At 68.8% G+C, this 25,902-nt stretch carries 18 protein-coding genes; 8 read left to right on the forward strand and 10 right to left on the reverse strand.

Translation table 11 applies throughout. From position 1 onward, the window contains the following. Positions 1 to 298: 298 nt before the first annotated feature. From trxA to ABT304_RS19275, 5 genes are all read right to left on the reverse strand, one after another. Positions 299 to 628, reverse strand: coding sequence for a thioredoxin (gene trxA, locus ABT304_RS19255; RefSeq protein ID WP_091044069.1), 330 nt, complete (start codon positions 626 to 628; stop codon positions 299 to 301). A 127-nt stretch (positions 629 to 755) separates the two neighbouring features. Continuing rightward, positions 756 to 1,730 (reverse strand): thioredoxin-disulfide reductase, encoded by a 975-nt coding sequence (trxB, locus tag ABT304_RS19260; RefSeq protein WP_350717568.1) that lies wholly within the window; start codon positions 1,728 to 1,730, stop codon positions 756 to 758. Between the two features lie 93 nt (positions 1,731 to 1,823). Further along, entirely contained in the window at positions 1,824 to 3,569 is a 1,746-nt protein-coding gene (locus ABT304_RS19265; protein WP_350717570.1) for a protein kinase family protein, read from the reverse strand. Between the two features lie 69 nt (positions 3,570 to 3,638). Then, a complete protein-coding gene (gene murJ, locus ABT304_RS19270; protein WP_350717572.1) occupies positions 3,639 to 5,276 on the reverse strand; it encodes a murein biosynthesis integral membrane protein MurJ in 1,638 nt (545 codons plus the stop codon). Then, complete coding sequence (locus ABT304_RS19275; protein WP_350717573.1) at positions 5,273 to 7,462, reverse strand: DUF6049 family protein; 2,190 nt, start codon at positions 7,460 to 7,462, stop codon at positions 5,273 to 5,275. Before ABT304_RS19275 ends, murJ begins: the two co-directional genes overlap by 4 nt. Before the next feature lie 50 nt (positions 7,463 to 7,512). On the opposite strand from ABT304_RS19275, the gene ABT304_RS19280 reads away from it, so the two are divergent. From ABT304_RS19280 to ABT304_RS19290, 3 genes are all read left to right on the forward strand, one after another. After that, positions 7,513 to 8,964 carry a CCA tRNA nucleotidyltransferase gene (locus ABT304_RS19280; RefSeq protein ID WP_502890380.1) on the forward strand — a complete coding sequence of 484 codons (1,452 nt, stop codon included), beginning with the start codon at positions 7,513 to 7,515 and terminating at the stop codon, positions 8,962 to 8,964. A 116-nt stretch (positions 8,965 to 9,080) separates the two neighbouring features. Beyond that, the gene (locus ABT304_RS19285; RefSeq protein ID WP_350717575.1) at positions 9,081 to 12,152 is read left to right on the forward strand and encodes a calcium-binding protein; all 3,072 of its coding nucleotides are present in this window, start codon (positions 9,081 to 9,083) and stop codon (positions 12,150 to 12,152) included. Positions 12,153 to 12,215: 63 nt separating this feature from the next. Further along, positions 12,216 to 12,671: an SRPBCC family protein gene (locus ABT304_RS19290; protein WP_350717577.1), complete on the forward strand. Its 456-nt coding sequence runs from the start codon at positions 12,216 to 12,218 to the stop codon at positions 12,669 to 12,671. Between the two features lie 103 nt (positions 12,672 to 12,774). On the opposite strand, the gene ABT304_RS19295 is transcribed toward ABT304_RS19290, so the two are convergent. Then, entirely contained in the window at positions 12,775 to 14,058 is a 1,284-nt protein-coding gene (locus tag ABT304_RS19295; protein ID WP_350717579.1) for a helix-turn-helix domain-containing protein, read from the reverse strand. 152 nt (positions 14,059 to 14,210) lie between these two features. Here ABT304_RS19295 and ABT304_RS19300 point away from each other — a divergent pair, with 152 nt between their 5' ends. The 3 genes from ABT304_RS19300 to ABT304_RS19310 are packed head-to-tail and all read left to right on the forward strand — an operon-like array spanning position 14,211 to position 17,253. After that, positions 14,211 to 15,329 carry a permuted SH3 domain-containing protein gene (locus ABT304_RS19300; RefSeq protein WP_350717580.1) on the forward strand — a complete coding sequence of 373 codons (1,119 nt, stop codon included), beginning with the start codon at positions 14,211 to 14,213 and terminating at the stop codon, positions 15,327 to 15,329. Beyond that, the gene (locus ABT304_RS19305) at positions 15,326 to 16,033 is read left to right on the forward strand and encodes an ABC transporter ATP-binding protein (RefSeq protein WP_350717582.1); all 708 of its coding nucleotides are present in this window, start codon (positions 15,326 to 15,328) and stop codon (positions 16,031 to 16,033) included. The genes ABT304_RS19300 and ABT304_RS19305 overlap by 4 nt, the downstream gene beginning before the upstream one ends. Continuing rightward, positions 16,030 to 17,253, forward strand: coding sequence for an ABC transporter permease (locus ABT304_RS19310; protein ID WP_350717583.1), 1,224 nt, complete (start codon positions 16,030 to 16,032; stop codon positions 17,251 to 17,253). The genes ABT304_RS19305 and ABT304_RS19310 overlap by 4 nt, the downstream gene beginning before the upstream one ends. A 63-nt stretch (positions 17,254 to 17,316) precedes the next feature. On the opposite strand, the gene ABT304_RS19315 is transcribed toward ABT304_RS19310, so the two are convergent. Both ABT304_RS19315 and ABT304_RS19320 read right to left on the reverse strand, forming a co-directional pair. Beyond that, entirely contained in the window at positions 17,317 to 18,399 is a 1,083-nt protein-coding gene (locus ABT304_RS19315; RefSeq protein WP_160026126.1) for an inositol-3-phosphate synthase, read from the reverse strand. Between the two features lie 45 nt (positions 18,400 to 18,444). After that, positions 18,445 to 19,095, reverse strand: coding sequence for a PadR family transcriptional regulator (locus ABT304_RS19320; protein WP_160026127.1), 651 nt, complete (start codon positions 19,093 to 19,095; stop codon positions 18,445 to 18,447). 560 nt (positions 19,096 to 19,655) lie between these two features. On the opposite strand from ABT304_RS19320, the gene ABT304_RS19325 reads away from it, so the two are divergent. Next, on the forward strand, positions 19,656 to 22,220 hold the full coding sequence (locus ABT304_RS19325) for a transglycosylase domain-containing protein (RefSeq protein ID WP_350717585.1): 2,565 nt from the start codon (positions 19,656 to 19,658) through the stop codon (positions 22,218 to 22,220). Between the two features lie 11 nt (positions 22,221 to 22,231). Further along, positions 22,232 to 23,653 (forward strand): glycosyltransferase family 87 protein, encoded by a 1,422-nt coding sequence (locus ABT304_RS19330; protein WP_350717587.1) that lies wholly within the window; start codon positions 22,232 to 22,234, stop codon positions 23,651 to 23,653. Here the strand turns inward: ABT304_RS19330 and ABT304_RS19335 are convergent. Both ABT304_RS19335 and ABT304_RS19340 read right to left on the reverse strand, forming a co-directional pair. Beyond that, positions 23,611 to 24,663, reverse strand: a complete 1,053-nt coding sequence (locus tag ABT304_RS19335) for an alanine racemase (protein ID WP_350717589.1) — start codon at positions 24,661 to 24,663, stop codon at positions 23,611 to 23,613. The genes ABT304_RS19330 and ABT304_RS19335 overlap by 43 nt on opposite strands. 7 nt (positions 24,664 to 24,670) lie before the next feature. Then, positions 24,671 to 25,834: a lipid II:glycine glycyltransferase FemX gene (locus ABT304_RS19340; RefSeq protein WP_160026131.1), complete on the reverse strand. Its 1,164-nt coding sequence runs from the start codon at positions 25,832 to 25,834 to the stop codon at positions 24,671 to 24,673. Positions 25,835 to 25,902 lie beyond the last annotated feature (68 nt).

Consider the following 25,902-nt stretch of genomic DNA (forward strand, 5'->3'; position numbering starts at 1 on the left):
CCCGGTGGTCGAGCCTGTCGAGACCACGACCCGCCCCGGTGGTCGAGCCTGTCGAGACCACGACCCGCCCCGGTGGTCGAGCCTGTCGAGACCACGACCCGCCCCGGTGGTCGAGCCTGTCGAGACCACCAGCCTCCGCCACAACCGCAGCCTCACCCACCGTTTATGCCAACTCGACCGACGCAAGTGACGTCTCGACCGACGCAAGTGACGTCTCGACCGACGTAACTGACGTCTCGGCTAAATGAACGTTGGCGCGCCACTGTGACAGTGGCGCGCCAACGTGTGACAGCTGGTGTCAGCCGATGAACTCCTGCAGCTCCTTGAGGAGCGCGGCCTTCGGCTTGGCGCCGACGATCGACTTCACGACCTCGCCGCCCTGGTAGACGTTGATGGTCGGGATGCCGGTCACGCGGTAGGTGGAGGGGGTGACCGGGTTCTCGTCGACGTTCATCTTGGTGAAGGTGACCTTGTCACCGTGCTCGCCGGCGAGCTCCTCGAGGATCGGGGAGACCTGACGGCACGGGCCGCACCACTCGGCCCAGAAGTCGACCAGGACGGGCTTGTCGGACTTGAGGACGGTCGAGTCGAACTCGGCGTCGGTCACGGCGGTCATGTTGTCAGCCACGATGGGTTCCTTCTCGGTAGGGACGTGTTTGGGGAGGTCTGTGGTCAGAACGCTGGGTCTGCGTCGAGCATTCCCGCGCACCCGGTCATCGAGCTTGTCGAGATGACGACCAGGGTAGACGCGAGGCTCAGGCCGAGACGGCAGCCGCTTCGGCGTGGGCCTGGTGGGCGAGGAACTTCTCCGCGTCCAGCGCGGCCTGGCAGCCGGTGCCGGCAGCGGTGATCGCCTGACGGTAGACGTGGTCGACCAGGTCACCGGCGGCGAAGACGCCCTCGATGTTGGTGGCCGTGGTGCCGTCCTTGGTGAGGACGTAGCCGTCGTCGTCGAGGTCGACCTGGCCGGTGAGCAGCTCGGAGCGCGGGATGTGGCCGATGGCGATGAACAGGCCGGCGCACTCGAGGTCGCGCAGCTCGCCGGTCTTGGTGTCCTTGACGGTGATGCTCTCCACGGAGAGCTCGCCGTTGATCGACTCGACCACGGAGTTCCAGGCGATCTCGAGCTTCGGGTCGGCGAAGGCACGCTCCTGCATGATCTTGGAGGCGCGCAGCTCGTCGCGGCGTACGAGCAGGGTGACCGAGGAGCCGAAGCGGGTCAGGAAGAGGGCCTCCTCCAGGGCGGAGTCACCACCGCCGACGACCACGATGGGCTTCTGGCGGAAGAAGAAGCCGTCGCAGGTGGCACACCAGGAGACGCCCTTGCCGGAGAGCTCGTCCTCGCGGGGCAGGCCGAGCTTCTTGTAGCCCGAGCCGGTGGCGAGGATGACGGACTTCGCGTAGTGGGTGTCGGTCGCGGTCTTGACGACCTTGACCGGCCCGGTGAGATCCATCTCGACCACGTCGTCGGGCTCGAGCTCGGCACCGAAGCGCTCGGCCTGGGCACGCATCTCGTCCATCAGCGCGGGACCCATGATGCCGTCGCGGAAACCGGGGAAGTTCTCGACCTCGGTGGTGTTCATCAGGGCGCCGCCGGCGGTCACCGACCCCTCGAAGACGAGAGGCTGCAGTCCGGCGCGGGCACTGTAGACCGCTGCGGTGTAGCCCGACGGGCCGGAGCCCACGACGATCACGTTGCGGGGGTCGGTCGGGGACGACGGGGTCGGCATCTTGAGGCTCCTCAGGTGTGGCTGGCGAACTGCACAACAGATCGTAGGCCACGTACATTCCAGGGCCCTGAACGCCGAGAGATCCGGCTCGGGTCAGGAGACGGAGGTGCCGAGGACCTCGATCTCCTTGACCTCGGCGCGGTAGCCGCCGTCACCGGTCGGAAGACCCGTCATCCAGACGAGTACGTAGCTGCCCTCGGGGGCGCCGTCGAGCTTGATCTCGCCCTCGGTTCCGACACTGCCCTTGGCTGCCGGAGCGCCGCTGGGGTCGTCGGTCCACGGTGAGTCGCCGACGTAGACGCTGATGTCGGTCGGCTCCCCGATCATCCGGAACTTCAGGGAGTCGACGGCGTAGTCGCCCTTGAGGTTGAGTACGACGCCGATGCCGGGCTTGAGCGAGCGCGGACCATCACCGATCTGGTCGTTGTAGGTCGAGGTGCGCCAGTTGGTGACGGGGTCGTCCTTCCCGTCCACCACACCCGCGACCAGGTCGGGGTACTCGCTGGGCGGGTCGCCGTGTGGGTCGAGGTCCTTGGCGGTGATGCCCTTGATGGGGGTCGGCTTGGCCTCAGTGGTGGTGTCGCCGCCGTTGTTGCCGGTGCCGGGGTTCTCGGCGGTCGTGTTCGGGTCGTCGCCGATGATGTTCCACGCGATCGAGCCGGCGATGAGGACCAGCACCACGAGGGCGACGCCCATCGCGATGCGGAGCCAGCTGGCGCCGGGCTTCTGGTTGTAGTCCGGCTCTTCGGCGATCGGTACGTTGGCGCCGGTCCACGGGCCCTGCCAGCCGTTGTAGGAGGCATCCGGGGCCACCGGTCGCCGGGCGGCGGCCGGAGGAGCCTGCTGCGGGCGCTGCGGCGGCACGTAGCCCGGGGTCTCGTCGGCGAACAGCGGTTTCGACGGGGTCGGGTCCTGCATCGGCGGCGGGGCGGACGGACGCTGGCGCTGAGGGCGTACGGCATCGGGGGCCACGCCGATGGCGTTCGACGCCGCCTGCGCCTCGGCCGGCTCGAGCTCGGTCGGCGGGGCCATCGCCTGGGTCTCCTCGTTGACCGCCGAGGGCCGGTTGAGCGGAGCGGTCGGCTCCCCGGAGAAGCCGGCGAGCGCGGAGTGGAGCTCGGCCGCGGTCAGCGGCGGCATGTCGGCGCCGCTGCCCAGCACCCGGTCGCACAGGTCGTCGAGGGGCCGGGGCACACCGGCGCGTACCTGCCGGGGACGGAGCACACGGCCGTGGTCGCGGGGCGCGGGCGGCATCGAGGACAGGGTCTCGCCGGCCCACTTGCCGGTCAGCGCGGCGTAGAGAACGCCGACGGCGTCGACCCGGTCGCGCCGCTGGGAGTCACGGGTGTCGGGGTCGATCCCGTGCAGCGCGGCGTCGACACCGAAGCCGATGACGCGCACCGCGCCGAGGTCGTCGAGCAGCACGGCCTCGGGGTTGAGCCGTCCGTGGGCGTGGCCCTGGTCGTGGGCAAGGACCAGCAGGTCGGCGACCTCGGAGGCGATCCAGGCGGCCTGCTGCGGCGGCAGCGGGCCACCGGCGGCGAGCGCGTTCTCCAGCGATGCGCCCTCGCCCCACTCGTTGACGACGTACGCCACCTGGTCGGTCTGGGCGGCGTCGAGGACGCGCAGCATCCGGGGGTCACCGACGGCAGCGGAGTTGCGGGCCGCTGCCATCAGGCGCGGCGCGCGCTCGTCGTGGGCGTCGAGGACGTGCACGGCAACCGGGCGGCCGAGCACCGCGTCCTGGGCGCGCCAGAAGCGTCCCTCGCGGGACTCGCTCAGCAGATCCGTCAGCTGGTATCTGCCGGCGAGGACGTCGCCTGATTGCGTGAACTCCATATCGGACCCATTCTTTCAGACCGTGCCAGACAGTGAGGCGGCTGTCCGATGGTGGTCAAGGACTGGTGCTCAACGACGCAGCCGTCGGGCGACCTGTTGCACCATCGTGGTCAGCTCCTTGACCTGGGCAGCCTGCGCCCCGAGGAGCAGCATGCCGAGATGCAGCGCCCCGACGATAGCGGCCCCGATCAAGGCCAGCACCATCGTCGGCTCGTCGTTGATCATGCCCAGTGCCGTGCGGAGCAGCCAGGCGGCGGCCGCGGCGACCACCGTCACCATGACCAGGCGGGCGAGGAACCCGAGCAGCCCGCGGCCGTCCAGGTCTCCGAGCGTGCGCTTGAGCACGACGTACGAGACGACGGAGCCGACCAGGTAGGACAGCGTGTAGGCGCCGGCGAGCGCCGGCGCGGTGTACTCCGCGGAGACGGCCCGGGTCAGCAGCACCGCGGCGACGATGTTGGTGGTGGCGACCGAGCACTGGATGAAGAAGACGGTGCGGTTCTGCTCCAGCGAGTAGAAGCCGCGCAGCAGCAGGTAGTGGATCGTGAAGAAGACCAGCCCGGCCGCGAAGATCGACAGCGTCGGGGCGTACTCCTTGAACGCGTCGGCGCCGGCGCCGTGGCCGAACAGGATGTGGGCGATGTCCTCGGAGAGCACCGGGAGCAGCGCGGCGATCGGGATCACGATGGCGAGCGCGTTGCGCAGCTGGTGCGACAGCGTACGTCCGAGCTCGGGCAGCTCACCGGCCGCGCCGTGGCGCGAGAGGAGCGGGAGGATGGCCGTGGCCAGCGACACCGTGATGATCGAGTGCGGGACCTGGGTGACCAGGAAGCTGTTGGAGTAGACCGTGTAGCCGGTGCCGCCCTCGGCCGAACCGGTCGAGGCGAGCCGCGTCACGATCGTGTACGCCACCTGGTTCACGACCACGAAGAGCACCGTCCACACACCCAGCTTCGCGGTCTGCGAGAGTCCGGCGCCGCGGAAGTCGAAGCGGGGGCGGAAGCGTACGCCGGTCTTGTGGAGCACCGGCAGGAGCAGCAGGAACTGGAGAACGATGCCGAGCGTGGAACCCAGTCCGAGGAGGATCTCCTGGCCGGTGGTGAAGCCACCGACGTTGGACGGCCCGAATACGACCAGGTAGATCACCAGGGTCGAGATCGCGATGATGTTGTTGGCGATCGGGGCCCACATCATCGGGCCGAAGCTGCCGCGGGCGTTGAGCACCTGCCCGACCAGCACGAACATCCCGTAGAAGAAGACCTGCGGCAGGCACCAGCGGGCGAAGTCGATGGCCGACTCGAGCTGGGCCGCATGGTCGGGGGTGTACATCTCGGGGCCGAGGTAGAGGCGCATCAGCAGCGGGGCACCGAGCACCAGGAGGATCGTGACGGCACCGAGGAACAGCCCGGCGAGGGTGATGATCCGGTCGGTGTAGGCCGCGCCGCCGTCCGCGTCGTTCTTCTGCGCCTTCACCAGCTGCGGCACGAGCACCGCGTTGAAGACACCGCCCGCCAACAGGATGTAGAGCATGTTGGGCACGGTGTTGGCGATGTTGAAGACGTCGGCGTGCAGGCCGGAACCCAGCGCGGCGACCAGGAGCGCGGAGCGGATGAAACCGCTGGCGCGCGAGAACATGGTCCCCGCGGCCATCACCGCGCTGTTGGCCAGGACCGAGCCCCCGCCGGACTTCTGCTCGGTGGCTGTCACGCTTCTCCTGACGTACGTGCCTTCTTGGCCTTCATGATGCGCCGGGTGAGACGCACGGCGATCGCCGCGAAGAGTAGCGCGCAGCCGGTCCCGACGAACCACCAGATCACTCCGCTCACCTGCGAGGGGCGGATCGGGACGGAGGCGTGGGCGCCCAGCGGGTTGCCCTTGGTGTCGGTCACGACGATCAGGGCGGTGTGGGTGCCGGTGTCGCGCATGCTCGCGGCGAGGTTGAAGCTGGCCTTGGAGTTGGCGTCGAGCTGGACGGGCTCGGAGGTGGCGACCCGCAGCGACTCGTCGGTCATCGCGTCCAGCCGCACCGTGACGGGCTCGTCGAGCTCGTTGCTCAGGGTGACCTGGAACTCGCCGCCCTTCATGCTGGAGAGGATCACCTTCGGCGGTACGGCCACGGTGACCGAGCTCAGTTCGGAGCTGACCTGGCTCAACGCCTCGGCAGCCGGGTCCGCGTCGCCCTTGCGGGCGGAGTAGGAGGTCGAGGTCAGGGCCTCGTTGACGATGTCGGAGGCGACCTCGTCGTTGTGGGTCAGGATGCGCTGCAGCATCTCGCCGGCGCCGATGAGCTCGTTGGCCGTGTCGATCCGGTCGGTGGAGATCTCGGCCTTCATCTCTCGGCGGGGGTAGCGGAGCTTGTCGGCGGTGATCGACGTCGGCTTGTGCCCGGCGACGGCCTCGTCCAGCGTCGAGGACGAGATCCAGGCGGCCTTGTTCCACGGGGTGACGAACGAGGCGGCGCTCTGCGGCGGGTGCCAGCCGTCGGGGAGGACCGCGATGAGCGGCTTGCCGGAGCCGCGGAGCAGGGCCGCCTCGGCGACGAGACGCTGGCGTACCGAGATCGCGTCGATGGGGTCGTTGGGTCCGGGCCCGCCGGCGGCGGCGCCGGAGGAGGTCACGATCATCTGGTGACCGTCGAGGTCGGCGATGACCGGCGTGGTGCCGCGGAGCATCCTGTCGCTGACCAGGTTGACCGCGCCCGGCTCGAGCAGGTTGACCGCGGCACGGTCGAGGTAGCCGGTCGGCGGAGCGACGGCCGAGGTCGCCTTGATGCCGAGCTCGGTGAGCGCCTGGGCGGTGTGCTCACGCGCCGTGGCCAGCAGGACGGGATCGGTCGTGGCGAGCGCGGACAGGTCCGGATCGCCGTACGGGAGAGCGAGCAGGTTGTGGCCGGCGAGCGCGTCCTCGAGGCGGCCCAGCCAGACCGTCGCGGCCTTCTGCGCGGCCTCGGTCTCCTCGTCCATCGCCTTCTCGGCGTCGGTGTCCATGCTGGGCGAGGGGCTCGGCAGCAGCGCGGAGGCCGAGGGCGAGGCGCTCTGGCTCCCGCTCTCCTCCGGCTCCTCCTCACCCTCGTCCGTCGGTGCCAGGTTGCGGGCGGGGTTGCCCTCGGCGAGATTGCGTACGGCATCGATCAGCGCGGGATCGATGGCCCAGGTCAGATCGGGCATCTCGGCGCCGGTCTCGAGCGTCCGGAAGAGGCGTCCGCCGGCGCCCAGGTCGCGGGTCCAGCCCGGGAGGTAGTTCACGCTGCCGTCGCCGTTGTAGACCACGCTGCGCCGGAGCGGCATGACCAGGGACACCTTCTCGGCCTTGGCCTTCTTGTTGGGCTCCTTGACCAGCGGAAGGAAGGTGCGTGCCCGGCCGTCGGCGGTGTTCGGCGTCGTGGAGCCCAGCGCGTGGACCCCGAACCAGTAGACCCCGGGCTCGGTGATCTCCAGCCGCTTGCGCGGCACCGAGAGCGACCACGAGTAGGTCTCGCCGGGCGCGAGGTCGGGGATCGCTGCGTACGTCCCCTCGGTCACGATCCGCTCGCCGACCAGCGAGTCCGCGGGCAGTTCGGCCGCCTCGGCCAGCTCCTCGGAGGTGGTCATCGGCGTGTCGCCGACGAACGGGTAGACCTTGACGCCGTGCCACTCCTCCTCGGTGGTGTTGGTGACCTTGCCGCGGACGGTGATCCGGCCCTTGGTGCGGCCGTCGAGGCTGACGGTGTCGAGCTCGTCGATGCTCATCGCGAGCGGGTCGGGCTCCGCGGTCTCCTCCGCGGCCCGGGCCGGAGCGGCCAGCGTGGTCGCTGACAGCATCAGCAGAAGGGGTGCCAGCAGCACCAGGACGAGTGCGGCGGTGACTCGCCCACGTGGCCGTGGCGGCCTCGCCTGATGCTGGCGGACTGGCATGACTTCGAGAATATCTTTCAGGGGGTGCGGTCCTCGTAGACTGCGGCGTTGTGTCCGACAGCCAGCTTCCCCCGATCAGCGTCGCCGATGTTCAGCGATCGGTGACTGCTGAACTGGACCGTATCGCACCGGTCATCGACTCCCTAGGTGAGGTCTTCGCTCGCTCGGGCTTCGAGCTGGCGCTCGTCGGTGGCCCGGTCCGCGACGCGATGCTCGGCCGGCCGCACAACGACCTCGACTTCGCCACCTCGGCCCGCCCCGAGGAGACCGAGAAGATTTTGCGTACGTGGGGCGAGGCGCTGTGGGACATGGGCCGCGACTTCGGCACCATCGGCACCCGTAAGGGCCCGTGGCAGATCGAGGTCACCACCTACCGCTCCGAGGCCTACGCCGCCGACTCCCGCAAGCCCGAGGTGGCCTACGGCACGTCGCTGGCCGACGATCTCGTACGCCGCGACTTCACCGTCAACGCGATGGCGGTGCAGCTTCCCGGCCGCGAGGTCGTCGACCTCTACGGCGGCGTCGTCGACCTGGCGACCCGGGTGCTGCGTACGCCGGGGACGCCGGAGGCGTCGTTCTCCGACGACCCGCTGCGGATGATGCGGGCGGCACGGTTCGCCGCCCAGCTCGGCTTCACGGTGGCCCCCGAGGTCGTCGCCGCGATGAAGGACATGGCCTCGCGGATCTCGATCATCTCCGCCGAGCGGGTCCGCGACGAGCTGGTGAAGCTGATCTGCGCGCCCTACCCGCGACGCGGCCTCTCGCTGCTGGTCGAGACCGGGCTGGCCGACCTGGTGCTGCCCGAGCTGACGGCGCTGCGGATGGAGCGCGACGAGCACAACCGCCACAAGGATGTCTACGAGCACACTCTGACGGTGCTCGAGCAGTCGATCGACCAGGAGGAGCGTCTGGGTGGCGGCCCCGACTTCGTGTCCCGGTTCGCAGCGCTGATGCACGACGTCGGCAAGCCGCGCACCCGGAAGTTCCACGACGACGGCACCGTCTCGTTCCACCACCACGACGTCGTCGGCGCCAAGATGACCCGCAAGCGGATGAAGGCGCTGCGCTTCTCCAACGACGAGATCGAGGCGGTCTCCTCGCTCGTCGAGCTGCACCTGCGCTTCCACGGCTACGGCGACGGCGAGTGGACCGACTCCGCGGTCCGTCGTTATGTGCGGGATGCCGGCGACCAGCTCCAGCGCCTCCACGTGCTCACCCGCGCCGACTGCACCACCCGCAACCGCCGCAAGGCCGACCGCCTCGCCCGCACCTACGACGCCCTCGAGGCCCGCATCGAGCGGATCTCCGAGGAGGAGGAGCTCGCCGCCCTCCGGCCCGCCCTCGACGGAAACCAGATCATGTCGCTCCTCGACATACCTCCCGGGCGCGAGGTCGGGGCTGCGTACAAGTTCCTGATGGACCTGCGTCTCGACGAGGGGATCCTCTCCGAGGACGAGGCCGCGAAACGGCTCCTGGACTGGTGGTCCGAGCGCTCCGCATAGTCCGTTCGGGCTATGTCGCTCGGCATGGTTCAGCCTTAACGTAAACCCGCGCGTCGTGAGGCTGTCCGGCGCTGCGTGAGCCCGTCGGCTCGCCCCACCGAGCTCGAAAGTCTCACATGCGTCTTCTCTCCCCGGCGTACGTCGTCGGCGGTCTCCTCCTGTCCGGCCTGATGACCGTCGGGCTTGCCTCCGCTGGTGCGGCGGACACGGAGGTCACCGTCTGCAATGGCCTTCCGGTCACGATCGACCTCAACACCGCGGCGGGCGCAGCTGCCACCGAGGGGGCAGACGTCATCCTCGGTACGCCCGGCGACGACACGATCAACGGGCTCGGCGGTGACGACACCATCTGCGGTGGCGACGGTGACGACCGGCTGTTCGGCGAGGACGGCGACGACACCCTCGTCGGTGGTGCCGGCAACGACAACATCGGCGACGGGGTGGTCGAGGGATGCGAAGAAGGTGAGAACGTCTACATCGGTGGCGACGGTGCCGACTCCATCCAGATGAACTGCTACAGCCTTCAGGGGTTGACCCGCACGGTTCTGCCCGGCGCCGGAGATGACGTCGTGACCTGGCCGTACGTCGGAGATGCGATCGGATACGACACCCACTACCTGTCGTACGCCGATGTCGCAGGCCCGGTGGAGATCGACCTGAACCCGGTCGAGGTCGACGGCCGCATGGTCGTCAAGGTGACCGGCGGAGCCGGCACCGACATCATCCGGGCCGCCCGCGACGGTGCGGCGCCGCGCGTACGTTTCGTGATCGGCAGCCAGGGCGATGACACGATCACCGGGACCGACCTGACCGAAGCGCCGGGCTCGTGGAAGCCCGTCGAGGAGCTCAACGGGGGCCCTGGTGCGGACATCATCCACGGCGGGGCCGGTCGGGACCTCCTGAGCGGCGACGCCGGGGCCGATCGTCTCCACGGTGACGCCGGTGCCGACCTGCTGGACGAGGGTGGCGTCGGTGACGCAGACCAGTTCGACCCGGAGGTGGCCGACGACCAGCTCTTCGGCGGAGCGGGCGACGACAAGGCCTACGTGGGCATGGGCGACGACGTCACCGATCTCGGCGACGGCCGGGACGAGATCACCTACGCGTTCTCACCCGTGGCTGCCACGGTGTCGTTGAGGACGACCACCGCTCAGGACACCGGTCTGGGGCGCGACTCCGTCTCCGGCGCGGAGGTCGTGACTGGTTCCCGCTTCGTGGACACCCTCGCGGCCGGCGTCGGCGGCTCGACCCTCTCCGGTGGAGAGGGGAAGGACCAGTACATCGGTGGGCCGGGCGATGACACCTTCGACGACAACCAGGCATCTATCTCGTACGCGGCCGCATCCGGCCCGATCACGATGACGCCCAGCTCTGTCGGACAGAACAAGATCACCGTCGTCGGCCAGGGAACAGACACCTTCAACGTGTGGTCGGTCTCAGGTCAGGACTGGAGCCTGATCGGGTCGGCGTACGACGACGTCGTCGAGTTCGGATTCTTCTGTGACGTGGCCGGCGGCAACGGTGACGATCGGTTCATTCCCGCTCGGGACACCGACTGCGACGAGTACGCCGTTTCCGGAGAAGACGGGGATGACCTCCTGGAGTTCCAGGAGGACGACTACCGAGTCGGCTACTGGTCTGCGAGGTTCGACGGTGGCACCGGCACGGACATGGCCTCGTTCGCGAAGGTCTCGGGGTGGGTCGAGTACACCGTTCCGGCCGGAGTGGAAGGCGTCATCGGGTCAGCCGGTTACGACCGTCTCACCGGAGACGCGCGGGCGAACCGGATCGAGGGCGGCCCCGGTGACGACCAGATCTTCGGTGGTGCCGGCAACGATGCGATCGACGGCGGTGCGGGTGACGACACCGTCCACGGTGAGGCGGGAGACGACGCGGTCACCGGATCGGCCGGACTCGACGATCTCGACGGAAGCGACGGCAACGACCGTGTCGACGGCGGCGCCGACGCGGACACCGTACGCGGCGGCATCGGCGACAACACCCTGATCGGTGGGCTCGGTGACGACCTCCTGGAGGGCAACTCGGCGAAAGACTCCATCTACGGTGGCGATGGGAACGACACCGTGAGGTCCGGCGCCGGCAACGACATCGTCGACCTGGGCGCGGGCGGCGACACCGTCTATGCGGGCGATGGGAACGACACCGTCACGGCAGGGGCCGGGAACGACGTCATCCACGGTGACGCCGGCGACGACCGTCTCGATCCCGGCACGGGAGTGGACTCGGTGTTCGGCGAGATCGGCAACGACACCATCCTCGGCGGCGCCGCGGTCCCCATCGGTGGGCAGGGTGACGCGGTATCCGGTGGCTCCGGGACGGACACGGTCACCTACTCCTCGGCCAAGGCCGGCGCACGCGCGTGGATGAAGGCCGACTACTTCACCGCGGATGCCGACTCTCTCGCTGAGGTCGAGTCGATGATCGGGAGTCCGTACTCTGACGATCTCCGCGGCGACCATCTCGCGAACCGGATCTCCGGAGGCTCCGGCAACGACCACATCGAGGCGTTCGGCGGCAAGGACGTGATCTCGGGCGGCGACGGCAACGACAGCATCGACCCCGGTGCTGGCGACGACGTCGTCAGTGGGGCGAGCGGCGCGGACACGGTCGCCTACGGCAGCGCCTCGAAGACCGGGGTTCGAGTCACACTCGCCTCGACGGCGGCCCAGAACACCGGCGGATCCGGCTACGACCGGATCAGCACGATCGAGAACCTGACCGGGTCGTCTGCCAACGATGTCCTCACCGGCTCGTCCGGCAACAACGTCATCAGCGGCTCGTACGGCAATGACACGATCAGCGGCGGGCGCGGTTCCGACAGGCTGATCGGCGGCTCGGGAACGGACACCGTCACGTACGCCTCCGCGGGAGCGCGGGTGGTCGCGTCGCTGGCACGTGCGACCGGCGGAGCGGGCACCGACGCGCTGAGCGGCTTCGAGAACCTGACGGGAAGTCGCTACGACGACAAGCTCGAGGGGAATGGCGCGAGGAACGTGCTCCAAGGTGGCGGCGGTCGTGACGTCCTCTATGCCTACGGCGCTGACGACCGCCTCTACGGCGGGAGCGGGCCCGACAGGCTCAACGGCGGATCAGGTCGGGACTACGGCAACGGTGGGGCGGGCGCCGACACCTCGACTTCGGTCGAGGTCAAGGTCAGCGTCGGCTGAGAACCCAATTGACATCTGGGCGCCTACTGTCCATCGAGCCATACTGACGGTACGGTTCCGCGTATGACGACGATCACAGATCTCGAGGCAACGACCGCCATCAACGCGACGCCCGCTCAGGTGTGGGCCGCGATCACGGACCTTCCGCGGATGGCTTCGTGGAGCCCGCAGGTGGTGAAGACCGTGGTGTTCGGCCAGGTCAAGGAGGGCACCCGCTTCTTCAACATCAACCGCCAGGGCTGGAAGCACTGGCCGACCAACGCCAAGGTCGTACGCTTCGCGCCCCACTCCGACTTCGCGTTCCGGGTCGCGGAGAACACGACGGTCTGGTCCTTCCAGATCGACGAGACCCCTGAGGGCTCGCTGGTCACCCACCGTCGCGAGACCCCGGACGGCATCTCCGCGCTCTCCCGCTCGCTGACGAATGCGGTGCTCGGCGGTCAGGAGAAGTTCACCGAGGAGCTGCGTACGGGCATGGCCACCACGCTCGCCAAGCTCAAGGCCGACCTCGAGGGCTGACCCTCCCGCGCCGAGGCGTCGATTCGGTCGGCCGAAGCGTCAGGCCGGTCGGCCGAGGTGGCAGCGCGTTGACAGCTCGGCCGACGTACGTGACGCCTCGGCGTCAGGCCCCTGCCCTTGTCCAGCGGTAGACGCTGCTGGTGGAGACGCCGAGCTGCGCGGCCACGTCGGGGATGCGGGCCCCGGCGTCGACGAGGAGCCGGGCGGCCTCGGACTTGTCGTCGGGGAGATTCGCCATCAGCTCAGCGATCTCGTCGGGAAGGATGTCGGGGTAGTCCATGGCCGGCTCGGGGTCGGGGATGTTCTCCGGGAACGGGATCCGGTCGAGGAGCGTGCCGTCGGCGTCGGACGGCTTGGTGGCCGTGCGGACGTTGCTGAACTGTGGCGCCATCCCGGCGCCCGGGGCAGCGTCGGCGGCCGTGCGCGCGGCGTCGCTCACCCGGCTCGAGACGCGGCGGCGGGTGTCCGGGGTGGCGAGGGCTGATGCCATCTCGCGGGTGCGGGTCTCGCGCGACGGGGTCACCTCGCGGGGTACGTCGGTGACCGAGTCGGAGACGGCGTCGGTGGTCCTGTCGAAGTGGATGCCGGTAGGCGCCTCGATGGCACGGTCGGCGTCAGGAGCGGGTGCTACGTGCGGAACCTGCTCCACGACCGGCACGCTAAGCGCCTCGTGCACGTCGGGCAGGGTGATCGGCAGCCGGTCGGCCTGGCGGGTGCCCTCGGCGACCGCGGCGAAGGCGTCGACCCACTGGGTGATCTGGTCGCGCATCGCGCCCGGCGCGACCGACCGCAGGGCGACCGCCTCGGCGCGCCAGTAGCGCTTCTGCGCGCGCTCCAGCTTCCGGCGGGACGAGGCCGTGCGCTTCCGCACCGCCGTGTCACGAGCACGGCGCCATTCGACGCGGGTGGCCAGGAGGGCGTGCATCCGGGCGCCCATCCGCAGGTCGGACCAGGAGCGTTCCATGGCGAGGTGTCGGTCGCCGACGAGCGCGAGGTGCCACATCAGAGCCGCCAGGAGCGGCACGATGAACCGGAACGCGGCGGCGGTGACGGCGTGGCCGAGGTGGATCTCGTGCCAGCCGGCGAAGAACCCGGAGGCGGCCGACAGCAGCCAGGTCAGGGTCAGCAGCGTCTGCGCCGGTCGGTCCTGCTGGGCCGCCTCGCGGGCCATCAGAGCGACCGTGACGAGCGAGAGCTCGAAGACGCCGGCGAAGGCGTAGGCGTTGATCGCGCCCATGGCGAGCACGTCCCGCCCGAAGCCGACCATGGCGACGTACGCGGCGGCCGTCGAGATCAGCGCGACCGAGACGGCGCCGAAGAGGATGAGGCCGCGACCACTTCCGGTCGAGCCCTTGCCTGTCGGGGTCGTGTCGTTGTCGGGACGCATCGTGGGGGTCTCCCGTGCCTGAGGCGGTCGATCGTTCGGGTCCCGGAGTCTAGGGGATCAAACAGGTGTTCGAGATGTACGTGGATGGAGTGTTGACAAACCCGGTGGAAATTCGGCGGTCGCGACCCAGAGCACAGGGCTACAGTCCGCACATGTCGAAGACGGCGGTGCGCCGCGTACTTTTCAAGTCGTTCTGGGCCGTGATCGGCCTGGTCATCGCGGTGAGCCTCTTCAAGCTGGCCTTCACCGGCTCGACGCAGGATGCCGATGGGGCGCCACTGACGCCGACCGGGAAGATCCCGCCGGAGGAGGTGGTCGTCGAGAAGGGCACCATCTCCAACGCGCTCACGGTCGAGGGGACGATCGTGATCGACAAGCCGGTCTCCGCCACCAGTTCGGTCACCGGGGTGCTGGCGCACCGGTTCGCCGAGACCGGCGCCAGGGTGAAGAAGGGCGACAAGCTCTTCCAGGTGCGCACGGAGGAGGAGCCCGCCGAGGCCGAGCCCGTCGAGGAGCCTGCCGAGGAGCCCGGGAACGTGGATGACGCCGCCGGCGACGGCGATCGTGGCGACGCCCCGGTCGAGCCGTCGCCGCCGAAGCCGGTCCATCACTGGTACACGGTCGTCGCGCCGGCCACCGGGATCGTCGGCAACTACGCCGCCGAGCTGATGGGCGAGGTGACCGAGGACGGGGTGGTCGTCTCGATCCGTCCCACGACGTTCCATGCGGTCGGCGCGATCTCGCCGCTGGACCGCTACCGGCTGGCCAGCAACCCGGATGAGGCCATGGTGACCATCGAGAGCGGCCCGAAGCCGTTCACCTGCACCGACCTGCGCATCGGCGACGCGGCGACCGAGACGATCACCAGCAACGAGCCCGAGGGCGAGATGATGGAGGGGGAGCCGGGGGCCGAGAGCGACTCGGGGGCAGGCGCCCGGATCAGCTGCCTGGTGCCGGAGAAGGTCACCGTCTTCGACGGTCTGACCATGACCATGGCCATCGACGCGGGCAAGAGCGACGGCGACGTCGTCACCATCCCCGTCACCGCGGTCACCGGTCTGGTCGGCGACGGCACCGTCTGGGTCGTCGGCGAGGACGGAACCCCGACGGAGCAGCCGGTCAAGCTCGGCGTCACCGACGGCAAGCTCGTCGAAGTGACCAGCGGGCTGAAGGCCGGCGACTCGGTCCTGCGGTACGTCCCGGGCTCGAAGGAGACGGGCGGCGGGACGGACGAGGGGATGACCGAGGAAATGCCGATGGGGGAGATGTGAGCGCGGAGGAGCTGCTGAGGCTCACCGGCGTGGCCCGCACGGTCGAGCTCCCCGACGGCGAGGACCTGCACATCCTGACCAGCGTCGACCTCGACGTGAGCCGCGGCGACCATGTCGGCATCGTGGGCCGCTCGGGCACCGGCAAATCGACCCTGCTGAACCTGCTCGGCCTGCTGGACCGGCCCACCGGCGGCACCCTGGAGTGGGCGGGTCGCAACGTCACCGACATCAGCAACCGGCAGGCCGCCCGGATCCGCGGGCGTGATGTCGGGTTCGTCTTCCAGCAGTTCAACCTGCTGCCGGGGCGTACGGCTCTGGAGAACGTGATGGCGCCACTGCTCTACGCGTCCGGCAGGGAGTTCTGGCAGCGGCGCCGGATCGCGGCCACGATGCTCGACAAGGTCGGGCTCGGCGACCGGCTCGACGCGATGCCGCAGTTCCTCTCCGGCGGTGAGCAGCAGCGCATCGCCATCGCCCGCGCCCTCGTCCGGACGCCGTCGGTCGTGCTGGCCGACGAGCCGACCGGGGCGCTCGACGTCGAGACGGGCGCGATGGTGATGAAGCTGCTCGACCAGGCGACGTACGACTCCGGCGCCGCGCTGATCACGATCACCCACGACCAGAACGTCGCCGCCCTGGCCCGGCGGCGGTTCCGGCTCGCCGAGGGACGGCTGCACCCGCTGACCGAGGAGGCAGCGGCGTGAGGAGCAACCTGGCGCGCCTCGTCACGGGTCTGGCCGCCTCGACCGTCGAGGCGTGGCAGGAGCTGCGCATCCACCGGCTCCGGGTGCTGTTGTCGCTGGTCGGGGTGGCGGTGGCGGTCGCCTCGATCACCGCGACCGTCGCGGCCGGCCAGATCGCCAAGCAGATGTTCACCGAGTCCTACGAGGTCGACGGGCGGCCGGCGCACATCTCGGTCATGGCCTACGACCCCATCAGCGGCATGCCGCTCTCCGTCGAGCGGGTCCGGCCCGCCTTCCAGACGGTCGCGGAGCGGTTCGACGTGAAGTACGCCTCGGCGAGGATCTCCGCCTACGACATCAAGGCGACCACCGCGAGCAGCAGCAAGCGGGTCGAGCTGATGGGGGTCGACCCTGCGTACGCCGCCATCCACCGGGTCGTGGTGCCGCAGGGTCGCTGGCTGCAGGCCTCGGACGAGGAGCGCCTCTCCCCGGCGCTGGTGGTCGACGAGACGTTCCTGAAGAAGCTCGGCCTGCGGGGCACACAGCTGCCGACGTCGGTGGACCTGAAGGGCCAGGGGATGTCGGTGACCGCCACGATCATCGGTGTCACGAGCCTGCGGGGCTACGGCACGCCACGAGCGTTCATGCTGGCCGACTCGCTGGAGCACTGGCAGGCCGGAGCCCCCACGGACGCCAGCTACGAGATGTGGGTGCCGATCGACGGCGCCAACGAGCTCGCCGGCGAGATCGGCATGGCGATGCGCGCAGAGCTCCCGGGACTCCAGGTCGACGCCCAGCGCGACGACTACCTGGCGTGGGGCGGTGAGGACCCGATCGGCCCGATCAAGTGGGTGATCATCGGGATCGCCGGGATCATCCTGCTGCTCGGCGCCCTGAGTCTGCTCAACATCGCCCTGGTCACCATCCAGCAGCGGATCCGGGAGATCGGCATCCGGCGCAGCTTCGGGGCGACCACGGGGCGGGTGTTCTTCTCGGTGCTGATGGAGAGTGTCGTGGCCACCGTCGTCGCGGGCGTGGTCGGCGTGCTCCTGGCTGTGGCCGCCATCAAGAACCCGCTGGTGCAGAAGCTCGTCCTGCAAGGCATCGACGACGTCCCGCCCTTCCCGCTCTCGGCGGCGTTCCTCGGCCTCGCCGTCGCCCTCGCGGTCGGCGCGATCGCGGGCATCCTCCCGGCGATGATCGCCGCGCGCGTGAAGATCATCGACGCGATCCGCTTCTGACGCCGCGTACGAAAGGCGACTGCCCCGGGTGCCAGGCACCCGGGGCAGCTCAACAGCAGAGGGTCACTCCCCGCGGATGAACGCCTCCAGCTGAACGCGACCCTCGGTGTCCTCGATCTGAACCGGCGGGCTCTTCATGAGGTAGGCCGAGGCCGGGATGATCGGGCCGCCGATGCCGCGGTCCTTGGCGATCTTGGCCGCACGGACGGCGTCGATGATGATTCCCGCCGAGTTGGGGGAGTCCCAGACCTCGAGCTTGTACTCCAGGTTCAGCGGGACATCACCGAACGCGCGACCCTCGAGCCGGACGTACGCCCACTTGCGATCGTCGAGCCACTGAACGTAGTCGGACGGGCCGATGTGCACGTTGCGGTCGTCGATCTTGTCGGCCAGCTCGCCCTTGAGGTTCGAGGTGACGGCCTGGGTCTTGGAGACCTTCTTGGACTCCAGGCGCTCGCGCTCGAGCATGTTCTTGAAGTCCATGTTGCCGCCGACGTTGAGCTGGTACGTACGGTCCAGCGCGACGCCGCGGTCCTCGAACAGCTTGGCCATGACGCGGTGGGTGATGGTGGCACCGACCTGCGACTTGATGTCGTCACCGACGATCGGGACGCCGGCGGCCTCGAACTTCGCCGCCCACTCGGGGTCGGAGGCGATGAAGACCGGCAGCGCGTTGACGAAGGCGACGCCCGCGTCGATCGCGCACTGCGCGTAGAACTTGTCCGCCTCTTCGGAGCCGACCGGGAGGTAGGAGACGAGAACGTCCACCTCCTTCTCGCGAAGGACCGAGACCACGTCCACGGGGTCGAGGCCCGACTCGGAGATGGTCTGACGGTAGTACTTGCCCAGACCGTCGAGCGTGGGACCACGCTGGACCTCGACGCCCTTGAACGGGACGTCGGCGATCTTGATGGTGTTGTTCTCGGAGGCGTTGATCGCCTCGGAGAGGTCCTTGCCGACCTTCTTGTCGTCGACGTCGAAGGCAGCGACGAACTCGACGTCAGAGACGTGGTAGTCGCCGAACGTGACGTGCATCAGGCCCGGGACGCTGCCCGCCGGGTCGGCGTCCCTGTAGTACTCCACACCCTGGACCAGGGAGCTGGCACAGTTGCCGACTCCCGCGATTGCTACACGAACCGAACCCATCGGGGCTCCTTCCAATACTCCGGGCCGACACCGGCCCGGAGGTCATCACTCGTTCTCTTGGCTGCTCTGCGCTGTGCGCGAGACGTCCGCTTCGTCGCGTACGCCATCGTCATCCCCCAGATCCCCCTGACCCGCCGCCTGCTCGTCGTTCACAGGCCTGGGGTTGCGTTCGGCGTCGATCAGAGAGGAGAGCCATCGGACCTCCCGCTCGACCGACTCGACGCCGTGACGCTGAAGCTCGCGGGCGTAGGAGTCGACCTCTTTCTGGGTCATGGCAAGCTCGCGTTGCACCCGATCGAGCCGCTCCTGGAGCCGGCTGCGGCGTCCTTCGAGGACGCGAAGCCTGATCTCCATGTCGGTGCGACCGAAGAACGCGAACCTGATGTCGAAGTTGTCGTCCTCCCAAGCCATCGGACCGACCTCGGACATGAGCTGGGTGAACTCACGCTCTCCGGCAGGCGTCAGCTGGTAGACGATCCGCGGCCGCCGGGTCACCGGCGTGACGGACTGCGCCTCCTCTTCGATGAGGTGCTTGCGCAGCATCTTCTTCAGAGCCGGGTAGAGCGAGCCGTACGACAGCACTCGCCCCCAGCCCAGCATCAGGTTGAGCCGCTTGCGCAGCTCGTAGCCATGCATAGGCGACTCGTGCAGCAGCCCAAGGACTGCCAACTCGATCGTCTCTGCGCGACGTGCCATGCGACCTATCGTACCGATATATCTGTGATGGCAAATAGAGACCAAAGTCTTGTCTGTCTACGCCTGAAGAGCCCGCTTCGATGCAACCGTCACCGAACTGTTGACGTCGGGTGACTTGAGGCGCGCTGGGCGTGGATGCGGGAGCGCTAGCGTCGATTGCGTACGCTGATGGCTGCCGTTCACCTACCCGAGGAACCACCCGGGGAAGGTCAGGCAAGCGTCGCGCGTCAGGTTGATGGGATTCCCTCGGGGGGATTCAGCGACGTCGGGGGATTGTCAGTGTCAGCCCGTCCGGTCACGTGCCGGGCAGTCACAGGAGCAGTGCAACACCCGTGAGCGACCCATCCGGCGGCTTTTCTCAAAGGCCCAGCCCCCGCAGTGCCAGTCCCCGTAGATCCAATCTCGGTGGGCAGCAAGGACGACCCCAGGGCGGACCGCGCCCACCGCAGGGTGGTCCGGGCGGTCGTCCGCCGGCACCGCGCCGTCCCCAGGGCGGTCCGCAGGGTTCTCCGCAAGGGCCGTCCTCAGGCGGTCGCCCCCAGCCCCGCGGCCAGCGGCCGATGCCTCCCGGCGGTCCCCGCCCCGGTCAGCGGCAGCCCTACCCGCCGGGCCCCCGTCGTCCCGGCGAGCCGCCGGTCGACCGTCTCGGTCAGCGGCCTGCGCGTCCCGAGCGTGGCGGCGGCGGTCGCGGGCCGCGTGACCCCGACTCCGTAGCCGGCGCGCCGAACGGCCGCTTCGATGACGAGGGGCTGGACAAGAAGGCCCTCGCGGCCCGGATCGGCAAGATCGCGGCGATCTGCGCGCTGGTCATGGCGCTGATCGGCAGCGGTGCGGTGATCATCTCCTACAACATGATCTCGATCCCCAGCGCCAACGCGGCGTTCGAGGCCGAGTCGAGCTTCGTCTACTACGCCGGCGGCAAGAAGGAGGTCGGCCGTTTCCAGGCGGGCGACCAGAACCGTGACGCGCTGAGCGAGGACGAGATGCCCGCGCTCATCAAGGACGCGGCGGTGGCCGCCGAGGACCGCAGCTTCTACGAGAACAACGGCATCGACCTCAAGGGCATCGCCCGCACGCTCTTCACCAACGCCACCACCGGCAGCGCGGGTGGTGCGTCGACGATCACGCAGCAGTACGTCAAGAACCTCTACCTGACCCAGGAGCGCACCTACTCCCGCAAGGTGAAGGAAGCGGTCATCTCGCTGAAGATCAGCCGGCAGAAGTCGAAGGACGAGATTCTCACCGGCTACCTCAACACCGTCTACTTCGGCCGCGGAGCCTACGGTGTCCAGGCCGCGGCGAAGACCTACTTCCGCAAGTCGGCCCAGGACCTCAACATCAAGGAGGCCGCGGCCCTCACCGCGATCCTCAACAACCCGAACGGGTTCGACCCGGAGAAGTCCGGAGCGGACGCGGGAGGCACTGAGCTGCTGGGCCGCTATCAGTACGTCCTCAACGGCATGGCTGAGCTCAAGGCCCAGGGCAAGGCGCTCAGCGACTACGACGAGGCGACCCTCGAGAAGTCCAAGGCGGCGCTGCCCAAGTTCCCCAAGCCGAAGGCCGACAGCCGCCTCGGTGGCCAGAAGGGCCACGCGCTCACCCTGGTGAAGAACGAGCTGAAGTCCCTCAAGGACGAGAACGGCAACCCCCTCTTCACCGAGGAGGAGATCGACAGCAAGGGGCTGAAGGTCACCACCACGCTCAGTGCGAAGGCGATGAAGACGGCGGAGGAGGCTGTCAACGACGTACGTCCGGAGGATAAGAAGGCGTACAACGAGAAGAACGAGAAGAACGCCCTTCACGTTGGGGCCGCAACCGTTGATGTGAAGACCGGAGCCTTGAAGGGCTTCTACGGTGGCCAGGACTACCTCCAGTCCCAGATCAACTGGGCGGCGAACGGTGGCATGGCGGGCTCGACGATGAAGCCGTTCACCTTGGCGGCGGCGCTCGAGGCGGGCTACTCGTTGAAGGACACCTGGACCGGCGAGGGAGGTATGGAGATCCCCGGGACCGAACTGGTCGTCCGTAACTCTGGTCAGTCGGATTCCGACCCGACTGGTCACTCGTATGGAGAGCACGTCACCGGGATCAAGGCTATGGAGGAGTCGATCAACACCTCCTTTGTCGAGATGTCGCAGGCCTTGCCCAACAACCACCGCGACGTCTGGGAGCAGGCCGTCAAGGCAGGTATCCCGCCGATGGAGCAATCGGCTGAGGACGCACCCGCCGATTACCGCTCGATGCCGGCGTACTCGCCCGACATGGATCCGACCGACTACCTCGTCACACTCGGTAAGGCACAGGTCAGCCCGATCAACATGGCCAACGCCTTCGCGACGATCGCCAACGGCGGCGTGCGTAACACGGTGCACATCGTCTCGAAGGTCGTCGACGCTGAAGGGAACGTCGCTTACGAGTGGAACCAACGCGACGGCGAGGAGCGGGCGATGTCCGAGGACGCCGCCGATGACACGTCCTACGCTCTTCAGCAGGTGGTCAAGGACGGCACGGGCAAGTCGGCGGGTGTCATCGCCCAGCCCGCTGCAGGCAAGACGGGCACCGCGACGATGGGTTCTGGCGACGAGTCGTACGTCTCCTCGGCATGGTTCGCCGGCTACACGCCGCAGTTGTCCACCGCCGTGATGTACGTCCGCGGCACCGGTAACGGCCGGTTGGACGGCTGGCTCGACTCTTACTATGGCGCCAGCTACCCGGCCGAGACTTGGGCCGCGATCATGGGCGCTTTGACCGATGACCTGGAACTCGAGGAGTTCCCCGAGCCTGCCTGGATGGACGGCGAAGCCCCTGAGGACGGTCACGATCCGTCGCTTATCGCCACCCCGAAGCCGACCCCGACTCCGTCGGAGGACTGCTCCAAGAAGGACGAGCGCAAGGGCCTGTGCATCCCGATCGAGGAGCCTGAGGAGAGCCAGAGTCCCACGGATGGCGCGACCGACGGTGATCCGGGAGAGGGCACGACTCCTGACCCGTCCGAATCGACCGAGCCCGGGGTCACCGAGACCGCGTGTGACTGGTTCGGGGACTGTGAGTCGTCTTCGCCACCGGCGGATGGCAATAATGGCGGCGGCAATGGCGGCAGCACCGAAGAGGGCACTACGCAGTGACAGAAGGTCCAGTGACCGCCCCCACGGCGGAGGATCCGGTCGTCAGGACCGCTTCCACCGCGGTGGGCGGTCCTCTCGGGGGACTTGCACACGGCCGACGGCGCTGGTTCAGCGCGGTCGGCCTGTTGCTGCTCCTGACCTCGCTCACCTTCGCGATCGGGATGGTGTCGAAGCAGACCTGCTACAACGCCACCTGGACCAACGGCGACACCAGATACACCCACTTCTGCTACTCCGACCTGCCCTATCTCTACGTCGACCGCGGCCTGGCCGAGCACGAGTGGCCGTACTCCTCCGATCCTGAGGTCCGGGCGCGCTACCAGCAGGTGATGGAGTATCCGGTCGGCATCTCCTACTACGCCTGGGCGATGTCCCACGTCACCGACTGGCTGACCGACACCCCCGACGAGGACGAGCGCCATCTCGTGGAGACCTCGAGCTTCTGGGGTCTGCCCGGCATGCACCACGAGATCCGGGTCTTCATCATCGTCAACGTGATCGGCTTCGCGGTCGCGGCGCTGCTCTCCGCCTGGTTCTTGGCACGTACGCACCGCCGACGGCCCTGGGACGCCGCCGCGTTCGCGCTCGCTCCGGTGCTGGCGGCGACCGGGATCATCAACTGGGACATGCTGGCGGTCGTCTTCGTGGCCGGCGCGCTGTGGGCATGGTCGCGCGACCGGCCGCTGCTGACCGGCATCCTCATCGGCCTCGGCTGCGCGACGAAGCTCTACCCGCTCTTCCTGCTCGGCGGGCTCGTGGTGATCTGCATCCGGCGCCGTCGCTACTACGACCTGGCGGTCGCCGCCCTGGCGACGATCCTCGCCTGGGTGCTCGCCAACCTCCCCGCGATGGCCACCGGGCTGGAGGAGTGGAAGGTCTTCTGGAGCTTCAACTCCGAGCGCGGCCCCGACCTCGGCTCGCTGTGGCTCGTGGTCCAGCAGGCCAGCGACGCGGCGATCTCCGCACACACGGTCAACCTCGTCTCCTGGGCCTTCTTCATCGCCTGGTGCAGCGGCGTACTCATCATCGGGCTGACGGCCCGGGAGACACCGCGTCTGGCACAGCTCGGCTTCCTGATCGTGGCCGGGTTCCTGCTGGTCAACAAGGTGTACTCACCGCAGTACGTCCTGTGGCTGCTGCCGCTGGCCGTCCTCGCCGTGCCGCGCTGGCGTGACCAGCTGATCTGGCAGGCCGGTGAGCTCTTCTACTTCGTCGCGGTCTGGTGGTATCTCGCGGACCTGCTGGCCAGCAGCGGCGGAGACCAGCCGGTGTACTGGTTCGCGATCATCGCCCGGGTCGCCGCCGAGATCTATCTGGTCGCGGTCGTGGTCCGAGAGATCTACGAGCCGTGGCGCGATCCCGTCCGATGGACCGACGCCCGCGCGGAGACTCAGGAATCCAGGACGATCTCGTCGAACGAGGTAGCGGTGTAGCGCACCCGCACCTCGAGCTCCTCGCCGACCTCGGGCACGCGCGCGCCCGAGGGAAGCATGAGCATCGACTCCTGCATGTGCGGCGGCTCGGCGAACCAGAGCGCCTTGCCGTCGAGCGTGTACGGGGAGCGCGACTGCCCCATCGCGTCGAGCCCACCGCGGGCGACCGCGAGGGCACGGGAGCGCAGATGGGTGTCGCCCAGCGGCGCCTCGAGCCCGATCCCGTGGGCGGTGCCGCCGGAGGCGACCACCAGGTGGCCGGCGCGCATCGCGGTGCGGCCGCGGTAGCCGTAGGAGTAACCCCGCTCGAGCGGGTGTACGTCCTCGACGGTCGCGGTCACGGTGAGCGCGCCACGGTCACCGAGCCAGAGCGCGGTGCCGACGCGGGGCCGGAAGGTGATGTCGCCGTAGGCCGTACGCAGCTGGGCCAGCTCGTTGGCGCTCAGGTGGGAGACCCACACCGTCTTCGCCTCGGCGCCGACGACGGCGTCCATCTGGGCGCGTACCTCGGCCAGCGATCCGCCGTCGAGGCCGAAGTGCATGGTGATGCCCTCGAAGCGGGCGTGCTCGCGGGCGACGGCGGCGGTCGGCCACAGGTCGCTCGGCGTCATCCCGTGGCGGCGCATCGAGGTGACCAGCTCGAGGATGACCCGGGCGCCGGGCTGGCGCTCCAGCAGCAGCGGCAGGTCCTCGGGGCGGCTGATCGTGTGGATCACCCGGTCGGCGATCTCCGGGTTGATCTCGGGTGAGTAGGGCCGCCATGGGGTGAGGACGTAGATCGATCCGCTGAACCGGGTCGCGACCTCCCACACCTCGTTGTAGGTGCCCACCGCGAGCGTGTCGACGCCGGTGTCGAGGCTGTTGAGCCACTCGGTCTGGTGGGCGAGCTTGCGCAGGGTGAGGCCGTAGCCGTTGCCCTTCGCCACCGGGACCAGGCCGGGAGTCGCCTCGGCGAAGGTCTGGACGTGCTTGCGCCAGCGATCGGCGTCAACGGTCAGTTTCAGCGGCATACGGAGATCAGCGCCTCTTCATGTAGACATCGAAGGCCGTGTAGATCGGCTTGTTCAGCGGCAGGTCCCACTCCCCGGCGTACTCCACCGCCTGGCCACCGGTGCCGACCTTGAACTGGATCAGCCCCACGTGGGAGTCGTCGGTGGAGAGCGTCGGAGTGATGCCGCGCAGGTCGTAGGTGGTCGCACCGGCGGCCATGGCGTCCTGGATCATCGCCCATTGCAGGGCGTTCGAGCCACGTACGTCTCGCTTCTCGGTCGAGGAGGCTCCGTAGGAGTACCAGGCGTGCTGCCCGACGCGGACCATGATGGTGGCGGCGACCAGATCGCCCTCGTGCCGGGCCAGGAAGAGCTTGATGCGCTCCGGATCCTCGGACGACATCGCCCAGAACATGGTGCTGAAGTAGCTCCGCTGCCGGGGCGTGAAGTGGTCGCGGGCGGCGGTGTGGACGTAGAGGTCGTGGAAGGCGCTCAGGTCACCCTCGAAGTCGCCGTCCGCGGGGGCGGTGGGAGAGGTGACGGTGACCTCGACGCCCATCTTGGCGGACTTCTTGATGTTGCGGCGCCAGAGCTGGTTCATTCCCTTGAGGACCTCGTCCTCGGTCTTCGGCGTGCCGTCCTCGTGGGCCAGCGGGATGACGAAGTTGTACTGCGGCTGGCCCGCGCCGAAGCCGTCCTCGGGGGACTGGAGCTTCCAGCCCGCCGCCCTCAGCTGCGAGACGACGCGGGCGCCGGTGGCGTCGCGGTGGGTGGGGGTGAGCTGGTTGAGCCGCTGGACGGTGTCGTCGGCGATGCCGTCCTTGACCTGGTTCGCGTTCCAGGTGGCAGTGGTGACGGGCGGGCCGATGCGGATGCCGAAGGCGCCGTTCTTCTTCAGGTACGCAGCCAGCGGCGCCAGCCACGGCGCGAGATCGCCCGACCAGTCGATGCTCGGACCCTCCGGCAGGTAGGCGAGGGTGAACCGCTCCAGCTTCGGGACCGGCCGGTGCAGCACCAGCGCGGCGCCGACGAGGGCACCGCCCTGCAGGCTGTCGAACCATCCGATCGACTCCGAGCGCCACTCGGTCTTGACCCGGGCCCACGACGGGGTCTGGAGGAAGCTCACGCTGGGTTGCTTCTCGATGAAGGCGAGATGCTCCGCAGCGGTGATGGGGCGCACGGTGAGACTCACCCGCAGAAGGCTACCCGCTCTGGCGGTAGGGCCGAATCCCGGTGGTCGAGCCGGTCGGGACCGCCGCC

Origin of the sequence: Nocardioides sp. NPDC000445, assembly GCF_040300245.1 — a bacterium.
In the GTDB taxonomy this organism is placed as follows: Bacteria; Actinomycetota; Actinomycetes; order Propionibacteriales; family Nocardioidaceae; genus Nocardioides.